Genomic DNA, 16,988 nt, shown 5'->3' with positions numbered 1-16,988 from the left:
GTCATTTGACCTGTAACTGGATGCGGCTCAAGACATCGGGCGCAAAGGAGAGCCCTAGATGTTTGGCGACGGTGGGATTCAAGGCGATATGGATGTGGGTCAGGCTTTCAAAGCCCGGTCCTGGGTGTTGGATCGTGAAATTGCCGACTTGCCGGCCCATCCCGATGTTGTCAGGATAAAAAACCATCAGCACACCTTGATTCAAATGAGCCAGGTTGGTGGATAAAAGGATGATTTTTTTTTGCCAAGCCAATTGCGCCAGTTCGTACAGAATATCTCGATCCAGTTGACTTGGAACAAGGACGGCATCGGTTTTTTGATCGGCTTGTTCCAGCAACTGCCATAATCGACGGGAATGGGTTAACGGGTCTTGATGAAGCTCTGGGACGATTGACGGTTGGCTGTTTAGGCTGTCTGGGTAGATTCTGATATGCAGTTGCCGAGGTGAGCCAACGATAAATACCCGTCGCAGGGAAGGGAGGATGGTTTTGATCTCTTGAAGCAGTCTACGGCTGTCGATGGCAAGGGTGACGCCGGCAAATTCATCGGGTTCGAATAAGGCGCCGGCCACGACCATTTTGTCGCGATGGCTGGTCGAGGCGATTCTGTCGGCTGTCGTTCTACCCAGGACGATAATGCGTTCGGGATTGGCTGCGCTCAGCACGCTATCGAGTTGGTCCGGTTGCATCCGTTTATCGACAGTTAAGAACGTGCTGTCCGGTAGTATCTGCCCGATGCCTTCGATGATGGCGTCGAAAATCCGTTGAGCGGGTGCTTTCGCTTGGGGTAATAGGATGAGCGTACGGGTGGGTTCCGCCTGGCAAGCGGAAGCGATGATCGGCAAAATCATCAAGGCGGCAACGATGGCACGCCTATAAATCTCTGGCCTCATGAATCGCTTTGATCCTTTTCAGTTCCCTGATGAAAGGCTGATAGTCCGCGACGCGCAGGGCATTCTTGATCCAATACTTGGGAGAGTCTACGCCGTGGTTCCAAAGCATGACCGCTTTGACGGTTTTGCCGCAGAGCTCGACTTGCATGCGTGCCTGGGGTATGCGCTTGTTTTTATAGCTATCGATGACGGTCAGTAAGGCTTCTACTGGATCGAAGGATCCGTCGGCGGAGACCTTTCCTTCCAGTGTATTCAGTCGCCGAAAAAATTCAAGGGTGTTGGGATCGTTCGCGACCATGATCAGCGCGGCCGCCAATACGCCGGTCACAAACAATTCCGGTTTTAGATCTAGCCGGTCCAAGGCCGTCAATTCCTCTTTTAAAGAATCAATCGCCTTTTTGATGTCGATTTCCTGTTTTTCCCGAACCGACCGTTTGTCTTGTTGTGCCCGAGGCTTGCCGCGCAACGCGATATTCAACGCTTCCGTGATGAAGCCTTGATTGAGGCGTTCCGAGCTAAAGTTCAGGCCTAATTCCTTATAGGTCGTAATCACCAGCTCATGTGGCGGTAATAACTCTAACCGTTCGTTGTATAGGCGCTGGCGCAGTTTGTCGAATTCCGCTTGGGAGACATCGTAGATATCCGCCGTGACCGTCTCGGGTTTTTGGATTGCGCCCGATTTCCATAACTGCAAGCGTTGCCTGCCGTTTAATTTACACAGCCGATCACCGTCTATCCGGATCAAGGCGACCGAGCGGAGAAGGGGTGATAGCGACGCAAGGGTATCCATGATCTCCCAATGCTTCGGAATGGCAGCGTCTGCTTGTGAAAAAAACAGAGGCTCTTCAATCTTCAACCAGTGGTCGAATGGCAGGGTGATGCGCTCGACATTACCAGAAATTGAGTCCTTCGTGGGTTTCATTATTGTTTTTTTATAAAATATAAACTATGATCATAAGCAATTGTTAGTAAATGGATTAACTATCTATACTTTTTATAATTTATTAACAATAAAATATGATCAAAATCACTATTGTCAGTACCAAGGGCGGTGTCGGTAAGACGACACTGACCGCCAATCTGGGCGGCATCCTGGCCGATTCCGGTTATCGCGTGCTGTTGATCGACGCGGACCCTCAGCCGACTTTGTCCAGTTACTATAAGATAAAATACCGGGCAAATCACGGGTTAACTCATCTGCTCGTCAACTCGTCGATCGAGTCGGTGATCAGTCAAACCGACGTCGAACAGCTCGACATCGTCCTGTCCGACGACCCTCAAGGCAAGTTGCGCGATTGGATTCGGGATACGGTCGATGGCCGGGTAAGACTCAAATATATTTTGAGCAAATGCGATGTGCATTATGATTTCGTGCTGATCGATACGCAAGGTGCCGTCGGCCCTTTACAAGATGCCGCTGTCGCTGCCGCCGATTTCATGCTCTCGCCGATTCCGCCGGAAATTCTATCGGCGCGGGAATTCGTTCGCGGCACAGTCGCGATGATTCAACGTTTGGAGCCGATGGCTCGATTGGGCGCTCCGATCGGCCCTTTACGCGGTGTCATCTACCGACAAGACCGCACCATTGATGCGCGCACGATCGCCGAAGAATTGCGGAAAGCCTCATTTTTGCCCAGCAAAGGAGCGATCACGATTCTCGATACGGTCGTTCCGAATGCGGTCGCCTATAGGGAAGCCGCAACCCATAAAATGCCGGTGCATCGGTTTGAACGAAAGCGCAAAGGCCCAACCGTCAGCGCTTTTGACACGATGCAAGCGCTGGCCCGCGAATTGATCCCCAATCTACCTAATTTGGATGCCAGTATGGAGGACGAGTAATGGCTTCCCGGCAGAAACGTCTTTCGCAAGATGAAGTCCAAGGTCTGTTGCTGGAGGGGCATTTCGGTTCCAACGACTCCGGGGAGGCGCTGCCGATATCTGACCCGATCACACCGGTACAATTGGTATTGGCATTGAACGAAATCAAAGCCTACGATCGAAATCCCAGGCGCGAGCACAATCCCGCCTATGAGGATATCAAAGCGTCGATCCGCGAACAGCGCGGTTTGAACAATCCTTTCAATGTGACTCGCCGTCCGGGCGAAACCCGTTACATGGTGCAGTCGGGCGGCAATACCCGCTTGGCCATTCTCAATGAACTGTACCGAGAGACGGGCGATGAAAGCTTCAATCGGGTGCATTGTCTGTTTGTGCCCTGGCAATCGGAATCCTCCGTATTGTGTTCTCATCTCATCGAAAATGAAATACGCGGGGAGATGGTCTTGATCGACAAGGCCTATGCGATCAGGGAGTTACAGAACCAGATGGAAGCGGAAGCCGGAACGAACTTTTCGCGCAGTGAATTCTGTAAACTCGTCAAAGAAAAGGGCTATGCCTTATCGCGGAGGCATCTGATCCGTTTCGATTATGCGCTGGAGTTGGATCAATCGATTCCCGTTGCGTTACGTAACGGACTCGGGGCCAACCGAATCGATGCAATTAAGAATACCGAAAAGGCGTACCGACAATACTGCCAGGATAAGACCGATCACTTTGCGCCGTTGTTTGCCGATGTCATGTCGGCTCATGACGGCGAACATTGGGATTTTGATGCGGTACGTCGGGCATTGGATAAAAAGCTGGCGGGTTATCTAAATACCACCGCCCAGCGCTTGCGGTTAGAGGTCGACGCACTGTTGTTCAAGCAATCAGCCGCCGATACTGAATACCAGCCAAATTCAATACAACAGCCAGTCGATGCAGATGACGCCAGGCACCCGCATGCAGCCATCGCCAATGCAAATTCGACATCCGACAATCCGCCAACGCATTCCGTCGATAATCAACAGCAAAAACCGACGCATAAACCCGACATCACAGCGAAACACGATGCGAATGGCGAGGCAGCCGGTTCTTTTGAGGAAAGGGGGACGGCAGAGGCCGAACGACTCGATGATTTCCTGGTTCCCGATTTGAGCGAAGCCGATCCAATGCGCGACGATGCCGGATTGGAATCGCTGCAGGACCGTTCTTATGCATTGGCCAAGCGTATCGCCAAATCCATCGACAAGGAACACCTGGTCTTGCCGATCGAACAGGGCATGGGGTTCGTCATCGAAAAACCCGACCAGGCGTTTACGTCCCATGACAGTTGGGGGCTTTGGTGGTTATTGCTGGGGATCGCCGAACAGAGCGTCAGTGAAGAGCGCATGTCGCTTTGGGAGCATACCGCCTTGTATCGTCTCTTTACCGCCGATAAGGCGGAACAATTGCATCAATTAGTCGGACCGGCACCCAGTTTGGCGATGTATCCGCATGAAGTGCTTCAGAATCCGGAGGTGATCGGGGACCCGGTTTTCATCGATATCGTTAAATTGATGGAAACTTGCCGTCTGATCCGTCATCGTTTCTCATCCACACGGCTATGGCCCACCAGGCGTTCAGCATAGCATCGAGGTCACTATGAACTTACAAGCCGAATTAGCCTTGCATACATTGATGTGCGTATCCCGTATGGCGGCGGAAGGAGATTATGAAACACCCCACCGCTTGGGACTGCGCAACGATCAAATCGAAAAGATCCTGGCACTCAGTGCGCAGGAAATCCATGAAATGGCGGCAACCACCAAGGCCGCCTACATGCAGATCCGCTTCGATTCCGACGCCTTGGATGCCGCAATGATGTTGTGCGGCCGGCGCATCCGGCAGCGCGAATTGATCCTGCAACTGTTGACGGCAGGAGCTTCCTTGCCTGTGATGCGCGCCTTGTTCGGCTTGACCAGCACCGATACCGCCGGTTACCGGAAATATCTGAACCTGCCCAAAGCTGACGGCCGACCGAGTATCCCTTCGGAAGACGAACAAGCCCGAATTTGGGAGCATTGGCGGGAGACCGAACAGGCATCGCTCTCTATCGCCGAGCGGCTGCTGTATGTCCATCAGCAAACCCAAATCAAAATCAGCGCGATCTGGCCATTGATCCAGGAATGGTTCGCCGGCTGTCTCGAAGGCGCCTATAACGGCGGACCGAATTGATGTTCGGTGGCATGCGGCATGACGGTTGTTCCCACGGCTTCCATTTCCGAATCGGTCAGGCGACTTGCGCAGCGGATTGCCGGTGAACTCGAATCGATCAAGCCGGCGACTTCGGAGCAGTCGTCGACCGATTCGCTGCTCTATCTCGGTCACTGGCAAGACGCGATACCGCGATCCATCTGGGTGGATCCCGATTTGGATGCGATCGATGTTCGCTGTTGGGGCATCATTCGAACTCAAGCGCTGGCCGGTTCGGCCGTCATCTTGTCATTGCACCGGTTATTACAAGCGCAATTGGGCTACTCCAAGCCAACCGTATCGAAGGTGCTGTTCGTCTTGCGCTTGACCCGCTGGATTTCGATGTGTTCGGAACTGCGTCACGAGACCGGGCGGTTCAAGGGACATATCTATGCGATCCACGACAGCCCCATTTCCATCACCGATGCGATGTATCTGGATACCGATTATATAACCTTCGTGAAACAACAACGTGAGCATCAACACAAGCAAATCAGACGTATTGCCAGTGCGATCTGGCAAGGGATTCATGATTCGATCGCCAGTCATCACAGTTTTATCGACGACCAACCCGGTTCAACATCGGCCATTGATGATTTCTTTTGTCGAGTCAACGGCCAAGACCGGGTTAATCTGCTTAACTCGGGACACCGGGTCAATTTAATTGACCTGGTTCAAACGCCCCGGGTCAATACGATTAACCCGGCTCGAGAACAAAAAGAAACACAGGAAAATCAATCGGATAAGAGCGCGGTTAAGCAAATTGACCGCGCTCGCCTATATACTACTACAACTACTACAAGTAGTAGTTGTAGTAGTTTTATTAAAAAAACTACTACTACAAATTCGCCGGAATCGAAAAATCGAACAGACGATGAGCAAACGAGCGCGCTGATTTTTCCGCCCGACTTCAACGCCAGCGAACGGGAATTGGCTTGCCTGTACCTGAAAGCCATCGATCCGGAACATCGGCAGAGCTTTCTCGATGAAACCGCAGCGCAGATCGAAGCCAAACGCCAAAGCAGCAAACCGATCCGTAATCCCGTGGCTTATCTGGCCTGGCTCTGTAACGAACAGGCGAAGGGCAACACCTTGCTGACCAGTCTGAGCATTCGTTATCGGGAAAACCGCGAACGAAAACGTAACGCAGAAGCGCAAGTCAGGCAAAAACAACAGGAACTCGCCCAGATGAGCCAGACTGGACAGGAAGCGGTCGCAGACGGTAAGGCGAAATCCGGCCAATCCAGGAAAACTAATCCCACGCAACGACTGCGCGACGCATTGAACCGGCGGGGAAAACCGAAATGAGGGTGTGCGACCCGCACACCCTTAAACCAAACGGAAAGATCCGCACAATTGACGAATAATCCGATTGTTATCTGCGAACAAGTATCCGTAGCGCCGAAAATGAAACGAACGGATGCCGGCCAACGAGACGAGAATTGACTTTTTACCCTGTGCGGGTCGCACACCCAGCACCAAGACCGGACGATCCGGCCATGATTGCAATATGTCGAATCGTATGCAATCGGTCATGTTTGGGCTTAGCGTGTTCGGAGAATGAGATTTTACCCCTGTGCGACCCGCACACCCCAGAGTCATATGGAAAGATCTGCACAGTGGGAGAAAAATCCGGATGTTATCTGCGATCACGCATCCGTAGCGCCGACAATGAAACGAAGGAATGCCGGCCAACGAGACGAGAATTGACTTTTTACCCTGTGCGGGTCGCACACCCAGCAACAAGACCGGACGATCCGGCCATGATTGCAATACGTCGAATCGTATGCAATCGGTCATGTTTGGGCTTGGCCTGTTCGAAGAGTAAGAGTTTACCCTGTGCGACCCGCACACCCTTAAACCAAACGAAAACGACCTGTGCGACCCGCACACCCTAAATCGCTTTTTGGACCTGTGCGGGTCGCACAGGTCTTTCACAACAGCAAGAGGACGGAATGATGAATGCTTTCTTTGAAACTGAACCGACACAAGCCGAAACATCCCGATCGCCGCGTTCGATTTTCGAGCAACCGGGCGGCCTTCGGAGTCAGACCCGTATGACGATACAAACCCGGCAAGCCCAAAAGTTAGTCGTCGGGCGAAAGCGCAGTCCGCAGGTCGAGCCGATCATCGGTCTTTTGGATTTCGGCCGCCGTATGAAATTGATCTGGCTGTCGTCGGAAGCCGACGATCCTTTTGCCGATTGGTTTTTATTGCGAATCGAGCAATCCCTGGAGGAAAGCAAAAAGCTGATCCAGGAAAAGACCGTTTGGTTGAACAAGCGCATGACCGAACTCCAAGGTTTCGACATCCAGGTCGCCAACTCGCTGGAACCGCTCCATGTGCCGATATTTTTCCAGAACCCCTATGGCTACATGGGCGCATACTTGGTTGCCGATTACGACGATTTGGCCCGCAGCGTGTTTACGGCCAGGCATATTGCCTTGATCGACCGGGCTTTGTCCGAGCAATTGCTGCAGGCGACCGGAAAAGCCATTCGCCGTACCTTCAACCTGGCCGGTCAATGGAAATTCACCGGCGTCACGCGCGAGGACATGCGAGCGCAAAATCCCAATGCCGTGCGGGCGGTCGAAATCTTCGGCGAATGCCCCGAACCGATCTTATCGACAAGACTTCGCGCGGCATTGGCTCCGGAAATCAGAGTGAGAACACCGAGCAAACCGGTGACCGTTCAGGTGAAACAGAGCGATACTGCCGAAGCGATCCCGCTAACAGAGTCGATCGATAACCGGTTGGTCGAGGCTATCGGTATCGATCCTAAGTCCGAAGAAACGGAATCCGATTCGGTTCCGGGTAGATAACAGCGCTTACAAAAGGTTTTACCTTTTAAGGGTAAGGGGGCGAGCCATGTGTTCGACACTGGATCTTCCATTCAAGCAAATAATCCCTTCCTTTTTGCCGTTTACAACGGAAGCCGGAGCCTGGCGCAGAATTCAGCAACTTGAGACTGAAAACGAGCAAATCCGGCATCTGATGCTCGACTGCGCAAGGGCGTTCAGACAAGTGATTGCCGAACCGCGCGAAATCTATCTGACAGTGCAGCAAGTGCGCTCGTTGACGGTGTATATCCGCTGGCGGCGCAAAGGCGTGCGGGGACGGCAAGGTTATCTGTTACTCGATAGCGAAGCAGGCAAAGCGTTTTTACTGCGCCAATCGGAAGCCGTTCGGCAATGTTACCGGCGATTCGATCGATGGGCCTTGGATTTGAATCTGGCCCACTCCTTGCGGCTGAACGAGATCAAGCGGCTGAAAACCTATCTTCAGCATACCGCCCGGCGTCATGAGATGACGGAATAAAACCCTTGAAATGGTAAACACGGTTTCGACTGGTCTTTGCTGAAAAAAATCGCTAAGGTCACCGTTAGCATAGACGGCAGTGCTTCACCGTTAGCGCCTTCGCTTGTCTTAAATGTAATTAGGAGATCGACATGATCAATGAGTTTAGCGGTATCGGCAATCTCGGTAAAAATCCCACGTTGACGCCTGTCGTCGTCGACGGTGAATCCAGGAAAGTCGCCAACCTGCGGGTGTATTTCGACCGACCAGTCGGCGACGATTTCAAGGACAAAGGCGGATTTTGGTTGAATGTCGATATCTGGGGCTTTCGCGCGGAGGAAGCCATTCGTGTGTTGAAAAAAGGCGCCAGGGCGTATTTTTCCGGAACAATGCGGATGGAGGAATGGACCGATGAAGAAAGCGGCGAGATTCGTTCGGAAATGCGCCTGTCGGCGGATTATTTTTTCATTGATTCGATGTGTGTCGAAAATGTCATCTATCGCGAGAAAAAACAGCAGGTGGAGAGCGATGTGGCGGCATGACGGACAACAACACGCCAGTCGTTTACAAGTACAGCACTTGTTGAAAGGCGATGCGTGTATCAACCCGAGCACAGGGCGTTGGGAATGGGTATGACCGCCGGTCGAAGGTTATCGCATGAATAGACAGACTATTCTCAATCTCGACGGCAAACCGTTCGAAAGAATGGAGACCGCTGAGCAAATGCGGGACCTGTTGAATCGGGAGTCCTCTCGTTTTCAAGAAGGGAACCGTTATCGGGTCGATGAAACGGCAGATGAAAACACCATTCCTAAATTCGTCGTGGTTAGAGCTAGAACGGCGAAATCTAAGCCACGCGCTGCACGAGCCGAAATCAGGGATTATGCCGGCGAGCAACCTGGAGCAACAAAAATTTACCATCAGGCCTTGCGTGTCTATCTCTTTTCGTTGCCGTGGTTTTTGGCAAGCACGGCGATGTATCTCTTCGCGAAACAGTTGTGGGTATTCATTTTGACGGCAATGGGCGTGACGCGATTGCCTGCGTGGATCGATGCGTCGTTGTTGATCGATGTAACCGCTTGGATCGGTCTACTTTGGCTAGCATGGCTGGTGATTGGCGTGTTGACGGCCTATTACGGCACAACCTTGACCGTCGACGAACGGGGAATCACGTATCGACGCGGGATTTTGGTAAGAGACGTGACTCACGTTCGTTTCAATGAAATTCGCAGGGTCGGTTTACGCCAGGGGCTGCTGGACCGCTTGTTGAATACCGGCATTTTGGAATTTGCGTCCTCGGGAACCGATGATGTCGATATCCGCTTTATCGGCATCGCCAACCCTGCGCGGGTCAGGGCGGAAATCGAGGAAAGGATTGAAGTGAATGCGTAGGAAGTTTTATGGGCAGGATTGAATTTAGCGTGATGACCCAGGAGAAATAAAGCGATGACCGCCTTGTATCTCTGCGAAAAACCCAGTCAGGCCAAGGATATCGCACGGGTCTTGGGCGCGAACCAGCGGCGGGACGGTTATTTCGAGGGGCCGCAAACGATCGTGACCTGGTGTTTCGGGCATTTGTTGGAAATGGCGGCGCCCGAAGATTACGATCCGGAACTGAAAACCTGGCGATTCGAGACCTTGCCGATCATCCCTGGTCAATGGGTCTGGAAAGTGCGCAAGGATGCAAAAAAACAGTACAACATTATTGTCGGCTTGTTCAAGAAAGTCGATGAAATCGTCATTTCGACCGACGCCGACCGTGAGGGCGAATCGATCGCGCGGGAAGTCATGGATAGAGGCGGGTGGAAAGGCCCGGTCTCGCGCTTGTGGCTGTCCGCTCTGGACGATCAAAGCATACGGAAGGCCTTGGCCAATAGACTTCCCGGTGAACGAACGGCATCCCTGTACGCGGCGGCCGTGTCGCGTTCCAAAGCCGATTGGCTGGTGGGCATGTCTTTGTCCCGGCTCTATACGCTATCGGCTCGGCAATCCGGATACGAAGGCGGGGTGATGTCGGTCGGCCGGGTGCAGACGCCGACGTTGAAACTGGTGGTGGATCGCGATCGCACGATCGAAAACTTCAAGCCGGTACCGTATTACGACGTCATGGCGACGTTTCAACCCAGTGACCGGGAAAGTTTGACCGGTCAATGGCAAGTTCCCGATGACCTGAGCGACGACGAGGGCCGTTGTCTCAAGCGTGCGGCGGCCCAAGCTGTGGCAGATCGGTGCCGGGGTAAGACGGCAGTGATAAGCAGCGCCGTCACAAAGCGGGTGAAAGAGTCCGCGCCTCTGCCTTATTCACTGTCGGCCTTGCAGCAAGAGGCCTCGAATCGCTTGGGCATGGGCGCTCAGCAAGTGCTCGACACCGCCCAGGCATTGTACGAAACCCATAAACTGACGACTTATCCACGGACGGACTGCGATTATCTGCCGCAAGCGCAATACGAGTCGGCGGCGGACATTATCGAGGTATTGAAAGGCGACGACGAATTCCGAACGATCGCGGAATGCGCCGACTCCTCGATTCGTTCGAAAGCATGGAACGATAACAAGATCACCGCGCACCACGCCATTATCCCGACCGGCGTGAAACGCAAGAGGGCGCTCGATACGAACGAAAGCCGGCTGTATGGCTTGATCGTTCGGCGTTATCTGGCCCAGTTTTATCACGATCATGAATACGACCAAACCATGATCGAGCTCGCCATGGGTGATGATCGATTCAAGTCGACCGGCAAGCGGGTCATTGAAGCCGGCTGGAAACTCGCCCTGCAAACGAGCGATCAACTCCACAAGAACGATCAACAGGACATGAATGACCAAGAAACGGAACTGCCGAAGTTGAGCAAGGATGACAGGGTGAGCGTTGTCGATTGTCGGGTTGACGATAAACAAACCAAGCCGCCGGCGCGGTACACCGAAGGCACCTTGATCCAAGCGATGAAGAATGTCGGCAAGTTCGTCGAAAATCCGGCCCTGAAAAAGCGCTTGAAAGAAACTTCCGGCATCGGCACCGAGGCTACCCGAGCGTCGATCATCGAGCTGCTGTTGAAACGCGGATTCATCGACAAGCAAAAAAAGAACTATCTGGTTAGCTCGGACAAAGCCCGCAGTCTAATCGACGCCTTGCCGGAACCGGTGAAAGATCCGGCGACGACGGCGGTGTGGGAACAGGCGTTAGAAGATATTGCTCAAGGAAACGGGAATCCCGACCGCTTTGTCGAAGACCAGGCCAGGATGGTGACCCGGTTGGTCGAGCAGGTGAGACAAGGCGTGCCGGCGGAGTTGAAAGCGTTAGGGGCGAACACGCCTAGCTATGAATGTCCGGAGTGTGGTCATCCGTTGGTTAGGCGGAATGGGAAAAAGGGATTTTTTTGGGGCTGTCGTCAGTATCCGGAATGTCAGGTGGTGCTACCGGACGACAATGGCAAACCGGGCAAACCCAAGGAAAAGGCAAAGCCGACCGGGCAGAAATGTCCTGAATGCGGGCAAGGGGAACTGGTGCAGCGAACCGTTCGTAACGGGAAAGCGAAAGGGAAAAGTTTTATAGGCTGTAGCAGGTATCCTGAATGCAGTTATACCGAAGGTTAGCGGGTGCGGCCTCGTTCATGCGACCGTTGCGCTAACGATCAGCGGCCATTTTTTTTGCAATGCAAGAACAGGAGTGAATGATATGTCCTCTATCGAAACGAATAACGGTCGCCCGAATAGCTCGCCGGATCGCTTTTGCTTGAGTATTGTGAGCGATTATATCGCGGCGAATTGGGCGGATTTTTCGGATTACGCGAAACACTGCGAAGTTGATCCGGAGGATCTCTATCAAAAGATTTCAGGTGATGGCAATGCGCAGAATGAGTGTGTTGACGGTAAGAGAGCTTTCGATAAGATGCAAAACAGTAGATTAATAACGACCTGAAAAAACTTTCTCGACCTCACCGCTTGTCGGTGAGTCCTTTTGCCGCCGCGAGTCTGCGTATCCGGTGGCCGGTTCCTGCGGGGATCGTGCAGACTATCAAGATACTATCCGGACAGAGGTGCTTTAACCCGTCCGTACCTTTCAATTTTTACCCGCCGGGGGAACCAGTTCCCCGTGGGGTCGAACTGTGTTTTTCCGGTTTTTTTTGTCCTTTCAACGGAGAAACATCATGTCTGAATCAACTCAAAACCAAACCAACTACTTCGACCTTCACATCACTGGCGTCGGCTACGTCAATCGTATTCGCGAAGTGCCTGTGAAACGGGGTGAACACTTTTGGGCCTGCGATATCGCGGCACTCCACGGCGCCGAAGATGCGATCGAATACACCCGTTTCGATTGCCGCGTGAGCGGTTCGGAAGCGGCCAAACTGATCAAACGCCTGGACAAAGCGTGCCGAGACAAGAAAAAAATCCTGATCGGATTCAAACTGGGCGATCTTTACGCTGAGACTTTCGTCTACGAGAAAGGCGATAAAGCCGGCCAGACCGGCGTCAGCCTGAAAGCCAGGTTGCTGTATATTTCTTGGATCAAAGTGGATGGCGAGAGCGTCTATATCGCTCCGCCGAAACAAGAAGGTTCCCAAGAGGATTCCTACGAAGATTCCATAGAAACGGAAGCAGAAACGGAAGCTTCTACAAGCGCCTAATCTCGCATCATTGACATTTCTTTCACTCGAACCACAGGCCGTATTAGGTCTGTGGTTCTTCTTTTTTTTGAGCACGAAAAAAGAGGGCATAACGATGTGTGTGATGCAAAAAGCCGAAGTGGTGATTAGAATGTGGAGCCGGGATATCGCAGATTCCGACCGGTACTTCCAGGATGATATTGTGTCGCTGACGAAAAGCGATCCGGATTGGATTGCCCGGACAACAAAAAAAGACGATATTTTTCTAGGGCCGTTTTGCTACGTCCCTTGGGAGCTGGAGATACCTTTCTGAAATGGAGTGAACCATAATTGGCCGAATACATTTTTTCACCCGTGGCGGCTTCGGTAAAGCCGCGCCCTTAGCGGACTGCGGTTCGCGCTCTTTGACCGGTGCGCCTGCGATTCCCGGTCGATAGCCTGATTGATTCGTCAGGCTGTAGCAGGTTTCATGGAAATAGTCGGGATTTAAAACTACGGCCGTCCTTAACACGGACGATGGAACCAGACAATGGGGCGGTGATTGTTTTACCCCGAATTCCGGCTGTTGTCCGATCAAACGCCAACTGTGAATGGGCGTTGCTCATCTACCCTCGATTGAAGCAATCGGTCGGTCATTGACCTGTTGAGGATCAGGGAGGATCTTCGACCCCTTTTATTTTTTCACTCTTTTTCTGCTCTCATCGTTTGGTTTTCAACTCTCATGGTTTGGTTTTCGCAGAATGTCTTGAAAATAGGGCATTCTGCGAAAGTGCGATAGGCGTTTTTGCGTGACGACACCGGCCGCCATCGTCGGGAAATGATGGAACCCTTTGTGCGGTAGACCGTGCGCAATCGTATGGCTTTGAACACTCGAAGGCGAGTCAGGCAAGCATAATAGTCGGTTTTTTAATGGGGAAACAGGCTTTAGTTTTGTAACGAGTGTGCTGAATAATCTCGATCGAACATTGATCGGATGGGCGGTCGTCATTAACGCGTTTTCACAGTGGCCTGTCTTGGAATCTCATGATGGGCTTTAGATTACACAAATAGCGTGCGCAGAGAGAGTCATCTTTGCGCACCTGATTTTTTTCGAACGTCTTGTTATCGAGACCGAGAGGCATTGGAAAAAAATCAGTTTACCGTGGTCACTGCGTTTCAGTGGCATCCTTTAGCCGTCGCGAGTCTGCCTAACCGGCGGCCGGTTCCTGCGGGAATCGCGCAGACATTTTTTAAACCCAACCGGGAAACGATTTCCCGGTTGGGACGTGGTTTACCCGGTTATTTTTAACTTCAATCGGAGAAACCGCAATGAAACATTCAACACTCGCAGTTCGCATGGCGCCGACTGCCGATCCACAAGCGCCATTGACCGAAGTAGAGGTGGCGTCATGATCAGTTTATCGGGCACGCTGACCGTCAGGATCATCAACGGCCGCAACGGCGAATTCCGAGTCGGGTCTCTGCATACCGAGATCGGCGACTTCGCGGTCAAAGATCCGGTATTGGATCAATACGACGAAGGCTGTTATGAGGGGGTGTTCGGCATCAGCCGGGTATTTTCATCCTCCTATACTGCTACTAGCCGAATCGTGATCGAAACCCGAGCGGTGCTGGAAACCATCGCGCTGGCCAATGTCAATACATTATCAGCGGAGGAATCCGAACCGATCGAGCAAGACCCGATCGATGAGGATGAACCACGGAAAGAGCCCCATTCGACTGAAACGGCTCAGACTAGCGAGTCGTCCTTGCCGGAAGAGCAGGAAGCAGAATCCGGACAAGGCGACGAGGCGAATACCGACCCGGACGCCCAGTTGTTCGGTTTGCTTTGGCCGCTTCAGGATTCGGTAAAACTCGATCCGACCGTGGATCGCGGCCGGTTTCGGCGTCAACGCGACCGGCTGAAAGAACTGGGCTATCAGTTCAAACCGGTCGGCCAGGTTTGGCTGAAAGGATAATGGCTGGATAGTGTTTTAATCTAATACGGACCCGAACAGGGAGCGATCTCCCGTTCGGGGACGCGTCCTGAGGGTCGAGGAGACTGGTGATGTTAGTCATAGATGAACTACACGATGTGTTCTGCGACGCCTTGGTCGATGATGACGGCTGGTTGGTATTCGCGTCCTGTTGGGGGCGTGATACCGCCATTCAGGAATTGTTGGCTCGGCTGACCTTGCCGAGCTGCGAAGGCGGATTAAGCAAACTGACCTTTTTGGACGATGCGATGAATCGTACGGTAGGTATCGGCAATCCGGACCGGCTGGACAAGATGACCGGCAGAATGCCGAAAGCGAATTTGTTCGGCGATATCGTCCATTTATGGTTGTTCGACAAGAAGGCGGTAACGCCCGATTTCGTCAATCGGCGGGCTTATTTGCTGTTGTTGCCGGACCAGGATGACTACGCGGCAACCTGGGCCTTGATTAAATCGGTTTGCCCACTGCCGTTGCTGGATTATTGGCAGGACGCCGTCGTCAATGTCTGCCGCCGAAACGGATGGTTAAAGGGAATCAAAGGCTATCGGATCAACGCGGTTAGCATCGATCTACCCGATGAGGAATTCGGAGCGCAACTCGGCGACATGATCAGGCAAGGATTGTTGGAACTGGATAGCGATGACAATGGGACGATGGCGAAAGCGTATCGCCATCCCGATTTTTAACAATACGCGTATTTATCAACCCAACCGGGGAAATATTTCCCCGATGGGGCGTGTTTCTCCGGTTTTTTTTCATTAATCAATCAGGAGAAACACCATGGCTCTCATGTTTCAAAGAATTGCCCGTAACTATGTTAAAGACGGGTATTTTCCGACCGACAGCGATACCATCGAACGGGTGTTGTCGTTACTCAAGCCCTGTAAAAGCGGCCGTATGCGGATCATCGATCCCTGCGCCGGCGAAGGGGCGGCGCTCGCCGAATGTGGGCAGCATTTACAAGATCCGGAAGCGGACAGAAACGTCGAATCCATCACCGTTGAGACTTTCGGCGTGGAATACCACGTCGATCGCGCTCACCAGGCCAAGCAATTGTTGACGCGTTGCCTGCACGGCGATTTTCAGGACACTCTGATCACGCCGCGAAGTTTCGGTTTAGTGTGGCTGAATCCGCCTTACGGCGATGTGGTCTCCGATAACGGGCAGACAGGGGATAGCCGGCGCAGCGGTAAAAAGCGTCTGGAAAAAATATTTTTTCGGCAGGCGGCCAGGCTGTTGCAGTACGGTGGTGTGATGGTGTTGATCGTGCCGCATTATACGCTGGACCACGAGTTCCGGAAATGGCTCGCGGCCGGTTTCGACCGGGTGCAGGTGTATCTGGCTCCGGAGCAACAGTTTAAACAGATCGTTGTGTTGGGGATTAGAAAACGCACAACGTCGTCCGATCCGGTTTACCGAGAATCCCTCGACCGATTGGAGGCATTCGCTCAGCTTGACGTCGCGGAAAAGCCGGTATTGCCGAGCCGGGAATGGCCTGACGACGACTGTTACCGGGTGCCGCCGTCGACGGGGGAAATTCGCTTCAATGCCGCCCGGATCGACGAGGCGCAGCTGCGCGAGGAAATTGAGAAGTATCCCTGCTTGTGGCCGCAGTTTGGCGTGGCCATGTCTCGACAGCTGGGCAACGCGCAAAGGCGTCCGCTGATGTCTTTATCCGATTGGCACTTGGCGCTGGCGTTGGCCGCGGGGCATGTGTCCGGTATCGTGCAGTCCAATGACGGTCGTAAAACCTACGTCGTCAAAGGCGATACCTTCAAGGACAAAAAACATACGGTCCAGGTCGAGGAGCAGGGCGGCGGCGAGTTTCGGGAAATCCGAATCGCATTGGATGTATTCGTACCGCAAATCAAAGCTATCGACTTTACACCGGATAGCCCGACCTTCGGCGAAGTGTTGACGATTCAATAAGGCGAAAGCCTGGAACTTCCGAACGATCGGGAGTTCTTTCGAGCCGCTTGAATGCAAGGCGGCTGGAAAGAACTCGAAAGCCTGCGCTGTCGCCGGCCATGAATCAGGTGAAAGAGCTTCCAAGAGCTTGACGTGATCACTGCGTTTCAGTGATGACCCTTAGCCGCCGCGAGTCTGCATCATCCGACGGCCGGTTCCTGCGGGAATCGTGCAGACGCCTTAGTCATTATTCAT

The 16,988-nt window shown here is 52.8% G+C and carries 19 protein-coding genes; 16 read left to right on the top strand and 3 right to left on the bottom strand.

Translation table 11 applies throughout. The features are described 5' to 3' along the window. Position 1: 1 nt before the first annotated feature. The gene (locus ACRJJO_RS03360) at positions 2–892 is read right to left on the bottom strand and encodes a hypothetical protein (protein ID WP_431064518.1); all 891 of its coding nucleotides are present in this window, start codon (positions 890–892) and stop codon (positions 2–4) included. After that, on the bottom strand, positions 873–1,814 hold the full coding sequence (locus ACRJJO_RS03355; protein WP_431064517.1) for a hypothetical protein: 942 nt from the start codon (positions 1,812–1,814) through the stop codon (positions 873–875). The genes ACRJJO_RS03360 and ACRJJO_RS03355 overlap by 20 nt, the downstream gene beginning before the upstream one ends. Positions 1,815–1,909: 95 nt before the next feature. Between ACRJJO_RS03355 and ACRJJO_RS03350 the strand changes: the two genes are divergently transcribed. From ACRJJO_RS03350 to ACRJJO_RS03335, 4 genes are read left to right on the top strand one after another with little or no spacing between them, the layout of a single operon-like run. Then, on the top strand, positions 1,910–2,731 hold the full coding sequence (locus ACRJJO_RS03350; protein WP_431064516.1) for a ParA family protein: 822 nt from the start codon (positions 1,910–1,912) through the stop codon (positions 2,729–2,731). Beyond that, positions 2,731–4,341 carry a ParB family protein gene (locus ACRJJO_RS03345; protein WP_431064515.1) on the top strand — a complete coding sequence of 537 codons (1,611 nt, stop codon included), beginning with the start codon at positions 2,731–2,733 and terminating at the stop codon, positions 4,339–4,341. The genes ACRJJO_RS03350 and ACRJJO_RS03345 overlap by 1 nt, the downstream gene beginning before the upstream one ends. Positions 4,342–4,354: 13 nt before the next feature. Beyond that, positions 4,355–4,927 carry a DUF2857 domain-containing protein gene (locus ACRJJO_RS03340; RefSeq protein WP_125218639.1) on the top strand — a complete coding sequence of 191 codons (573 nt, stop codon included), beginning with the start codon at positions 4,355–4,357 and terminating at the stop codon, positions 4,925–4,927. Between the two features lie 18 nt (positions 4,928–4,945). Continuing rightward, positions 4,946–6,253, top strand: coding sequence for an STY4528 family pathogenicity island replication protein (locus tag ACRJJO_RS03335; protein WP_431064514.1), 1,308 nt, complete (start codon positions 4,946–4,948; stop codon positions 6,251–6,253). A 21-nt stretch (positions 6,254–6,274) separates the two neighbouring features. Here ACRJJO_RS03335 and ACRJJO_RS03330 read toward each other — a convergent pair whose 3' ends face one another. Continuing rightward, positions 6,275–6,745, bottom strand: a complete 471-nt coding sequence (locus ACRJJO_RS03330; RefSeq protein WP_431064513.1) for a hypothetical protein — start codon at positions 6,743–6,745, stop codon at positions 6,275–6,277. A 158-nt stretch (positions 6,746–6,903) separates the two neighbouring features. Between ACRJJO_RS03330 and ACRJJO_RS03325 the strand changes: the two genes are divergently transcribed. The 12 genes from ACRJJO_RS03325 to ACRJJO_RS03270 all read left to right on the top strand — a co-directional run bounded on the left by ACRJJO_RS03325 (position 6,904) and on the right by ACRJJO_RS03270 (position 16,754). Next, the gene (locus tag ACRJJO_RS03325; protein WP_431064512.1) at positions 6,904–7,767 is read left to right on the top strand and encodes a PFL_4669 family integrating conjugative element protein; all 864 of its coding nucleotides are present in this window, start codon (positions 6,904–6,906) and stop codon (positions 7,765–7,767) included. A 46-nt stretch (positions 7,768–7,813) separates the two neighbouring features. Further along, a complete protein-coding gene (locus ACRJJO_RS03320; protein WP_431064511.1) occupies positions 7,814–8,263 on the top strand; it encodes a hypothetical protein in 450 nt (149 codons plus the stop codon). Positions 8,264–8,394: 131 nt separating this feature from the next. Beyond that, positions 8,395–8,784, top strand: a complete 390-nt coding sequence (locus ACRJJO_RS03315; protein WP_125218643.1) for a single-stranded DNA-binding protein — start codon at positions 8,395–8,397, stop codon at positions 8,782–8,784. A gap of 115 nt (positions 8,785–8,899) precedes the next feature. Continuing rightward, positions 8,900–9,634, top strand: a complete 735-nt coding sequence (locus ACRJJO_RS03310; RefSeq protein WP_125218644.1) for a PH domain-containing protein — start codon at positions 8,900–8,902, stop codon at positions 9,632–9,634. A gap of 54 nt (positions 9,635–9,688) precedes the next feature. After that, entirely contained in the window at positions 9,689–11,836 is a 2,148-nt protein-coding gene (locus ACRJJO_RS03305; protein ID WP_431064510.1) for a DNA topoisomerase III, read from the top strand. Between the two features lie 82 nt (positions 11,837–11,918). Continuing rightward, a complete protein-coding gene (locus tag ACRJJO_RS03300; protein ID WP_431064509.1) occupies positions 11,919–12,161 on the top strand; it encodes a hypothetical protein in 243 nt (80 codons plus the stop codon). A gap of 229 nt (positions 12,162–12,390) precedes the next feature. Next, positions 12,391–12,870 carry an STY4534 family ICE replication protein gene (locus ACRJJO_RS03295; RefSeq protein WP_431064508.1) on the top strand — a complete coding sequence of 160 codons (480 nt, stop codon included), beginning with the start codon at positions 12,391–12,393 and terminating at the stop codon, positions 12,868–12,870. 94 nt (positions 12,871–12,964) lie between these two features. After that, positions 12,965–13,162, top strand: a complete 198-nt coding sequence (locus tag ACRJJO_RS03290; RefSeq protein ID WP_431064507.1) for a hypothetical protein — start codon at positions 12,965–12,967, stop codon at positions 13,160–13,162. A 738-nt stretch (positions 13,163–13,900) separates the two neighbouring features. Further along, positions 13,901–14,137 carry a hypothetical protein gene (locus tag ACRJJO_RS03285; protein ID WP_431064506.1) on the top strand — a complete coding sequence of 79 codons (237 nt, stop codon included), beginning with the start codon at positions 13,901–13,903 and terminating at the stop codon, positions 14,135–14,137. Positions 14,138–14,237: 100 nt separating this feature from the next. Beyond that, complete coding sequence (locus ACRJJO_RS03280; RefSeq protein ID WP_431064505.1) at positions 14,238–14,807, top strand: DUF3275 family protein; 570 nt, start codon at positions 14,238–14,240, stop codon at positions 14,805–14,807. Between the two features lie 89 nt (positions 14,808–14,896). Further along, positions 14,897–15,511: a hypothetical protein gene (locus ACRJJO_RS03275; RefSeq protein WP_431064504.1), complete on the top strand. Its 615-nt coding sequence runs from the start codon at positions 14,897–14,899 to the stop codon at positions 15,509–15,511. A 94-nt stretch (positions 15,512–15,605) separates the two neighbouring features. Then, the gene (locus ACRJJO_RS03270) at positions 15,606–16,754 is read left to right on the top strand and encodes a DUF6094 domain-containing protein (protein ID WP_431064503.1); all 1,149 of its coding nucleotides are present in this window, start codon (positions 15,606–15,608) and stop codon (positions 16,752–16,754) included. Positions 16,755–16,988 lie beyond the last annotated feature (234 nt).

It is taken from the genome of Methylotuvimicrobium sp. (assembly GCF_050611805.1).
GTDB lineage: Bacteria > Pseudomonadota > Gammaproteobacteria > Methylococcales > Methylomonadaceae > Methylotuvimicrobium.
Note: the sequence above shows the minus strand (reverse complement) of the source record. Positions and strands in the feature narration are given on the sequence as shown.

What these genes read in the sequence shown, in the direction of transcription:
- ACRJJO_RS03360 (WP_431064518.1), bottom strand. Translation starts at nt 892, where the DNA reads ATGAGGCCAGAGATTTATAGGCGTGCCATCGTTGCCGCCTTGATGATT.
- ACRJJO_RS03355 (WP_431064517.1), bottom strand. Translation starts at nt 1,814, where the DNA reads ATGAAACCCACGAAGGACTCAATTTCTGGTAATGTCGAGCGCATCACC.
- ACRJJO_RS03350 (WP_431064516.1), top strand. Translation starts at nt 1,910, where the DNA reads ATGATCAAAATCACTATTGTCAGTACCAAGGGCGGTGTCGGTAAGACG.
- ACRJJO_RS03345 (WP_431064515.1), top strand. Translation starts at nt 2,731, where the DNA reads ATGGCTTCCCGGCAGAAACGTCTTTCGCAAGATGAAGTCCAAGGTCTG.
- ACRJJO_RS03340 (WP_125218639.1), top strand. Translation starts at nt 4,355, where the DNA reads ATGAACTTACAAGCCGAATTAGCCTTGCATACATTGATGTGCGTATCC.
- ACRJJO_RS03335 (WP_431064514.1), top strand. Translation starts at nt 4,946, where the DNA reads ATGACGGTTGTTCCCACGGCTTCCATTTCCGAATCGGTCAGGCGACTT.
- ACRJJO_RS03330 (WP_431064513.1), bottom strand. Translation starts at nt 6,745, where the DNA reads ATGACCGATTGCATACGATTCGACGTATTGCAATCATGGCCGGATCGT.
- ACRJJO_RS03325 (WP_431064512.1), top strand. Translation starts at nt 6,904, where the DNA reads ATGAATGCTTTCTTTGAAACTGAACCGACACAAGCCGAAACATCCCGA.
- ACRJJO_RS03320 (WP_431064511.1), top strand. Translation starts at nt 7,814, where the DNA reads ATGTGTTCGACACTGGATCTTCCATTCAAGCAAATAATCCCTTCCTTT.
- ACRJJO_RS03315 (WP_125218643.1), top strand. Translation starts at nt 8,395, where the DNA reads ATGATCAATGAGTTTAGCGGTATCGGCAATCTCGGTAAAAATCCCACG.
- ACRJJO_RS03310 (WP_125218644.1), top strand. Translation starts at nt 8,900, where the DNA reads ATGAATAGACAGACTATTCTCAATCTCGACGGCAAACCGTTCGAAAGA.
- ACRJJO_RS03305 (WP_431064510.1), top strand. Translation starts at nt 9,689, where the DNA reads ATGACCGCCTTGTATCTCTGCGAAAAACCCAGTCAGGCCAAGGATATC.
- ACRJJO_RS03300 (WP_431064509.1), top strand. Translation starts at nt 11,919, where the DNA reads ATGTCCTCTATCGAAACGAATAACGGTCGCCCGAATAGCTCGCCGGAT.
- ACRJJO_RS03295 (WP_431064508.1), top strand. Translation starts at nt 12,391, where the DNA reads ATGTCTGAATCAACTCAAAACCAAACCAACTACTTCGACCTTCACATC.
- ACRJJO_RS03290 (WP_431064507.1), top strand. Translation starts at nt 12,965, where the DNA reads ATGTGTGTGATGCAAAAAGCCGAAGTGGTGATTAGAATGTGGAGCCGG.
- ACRJJO_RS03280 (WP_431064505.1), top strand. Translation starts at nt 14,238, where the DNA reads ATGATCAGTTTATCGGGCACGCTGACCGTCAGGATCATCAACGGCCGC.
- ACRJJO_RS03275 (WP_431064504.1), top strand. Translation starts at nt 14,897, where the DNA reads ATGTTAGTCATAGATGAACTACACGATGTGTTCTGCGACGCCTTGGTC.
- ACRJJO_RS03270 (WP_431064503.1), top strand. Translation starts at nt 15,606, where the DNA reads ATGGCTCTCATGTTTCAAAGAATTGCCCGTAACTATGTTAAAGACGGG.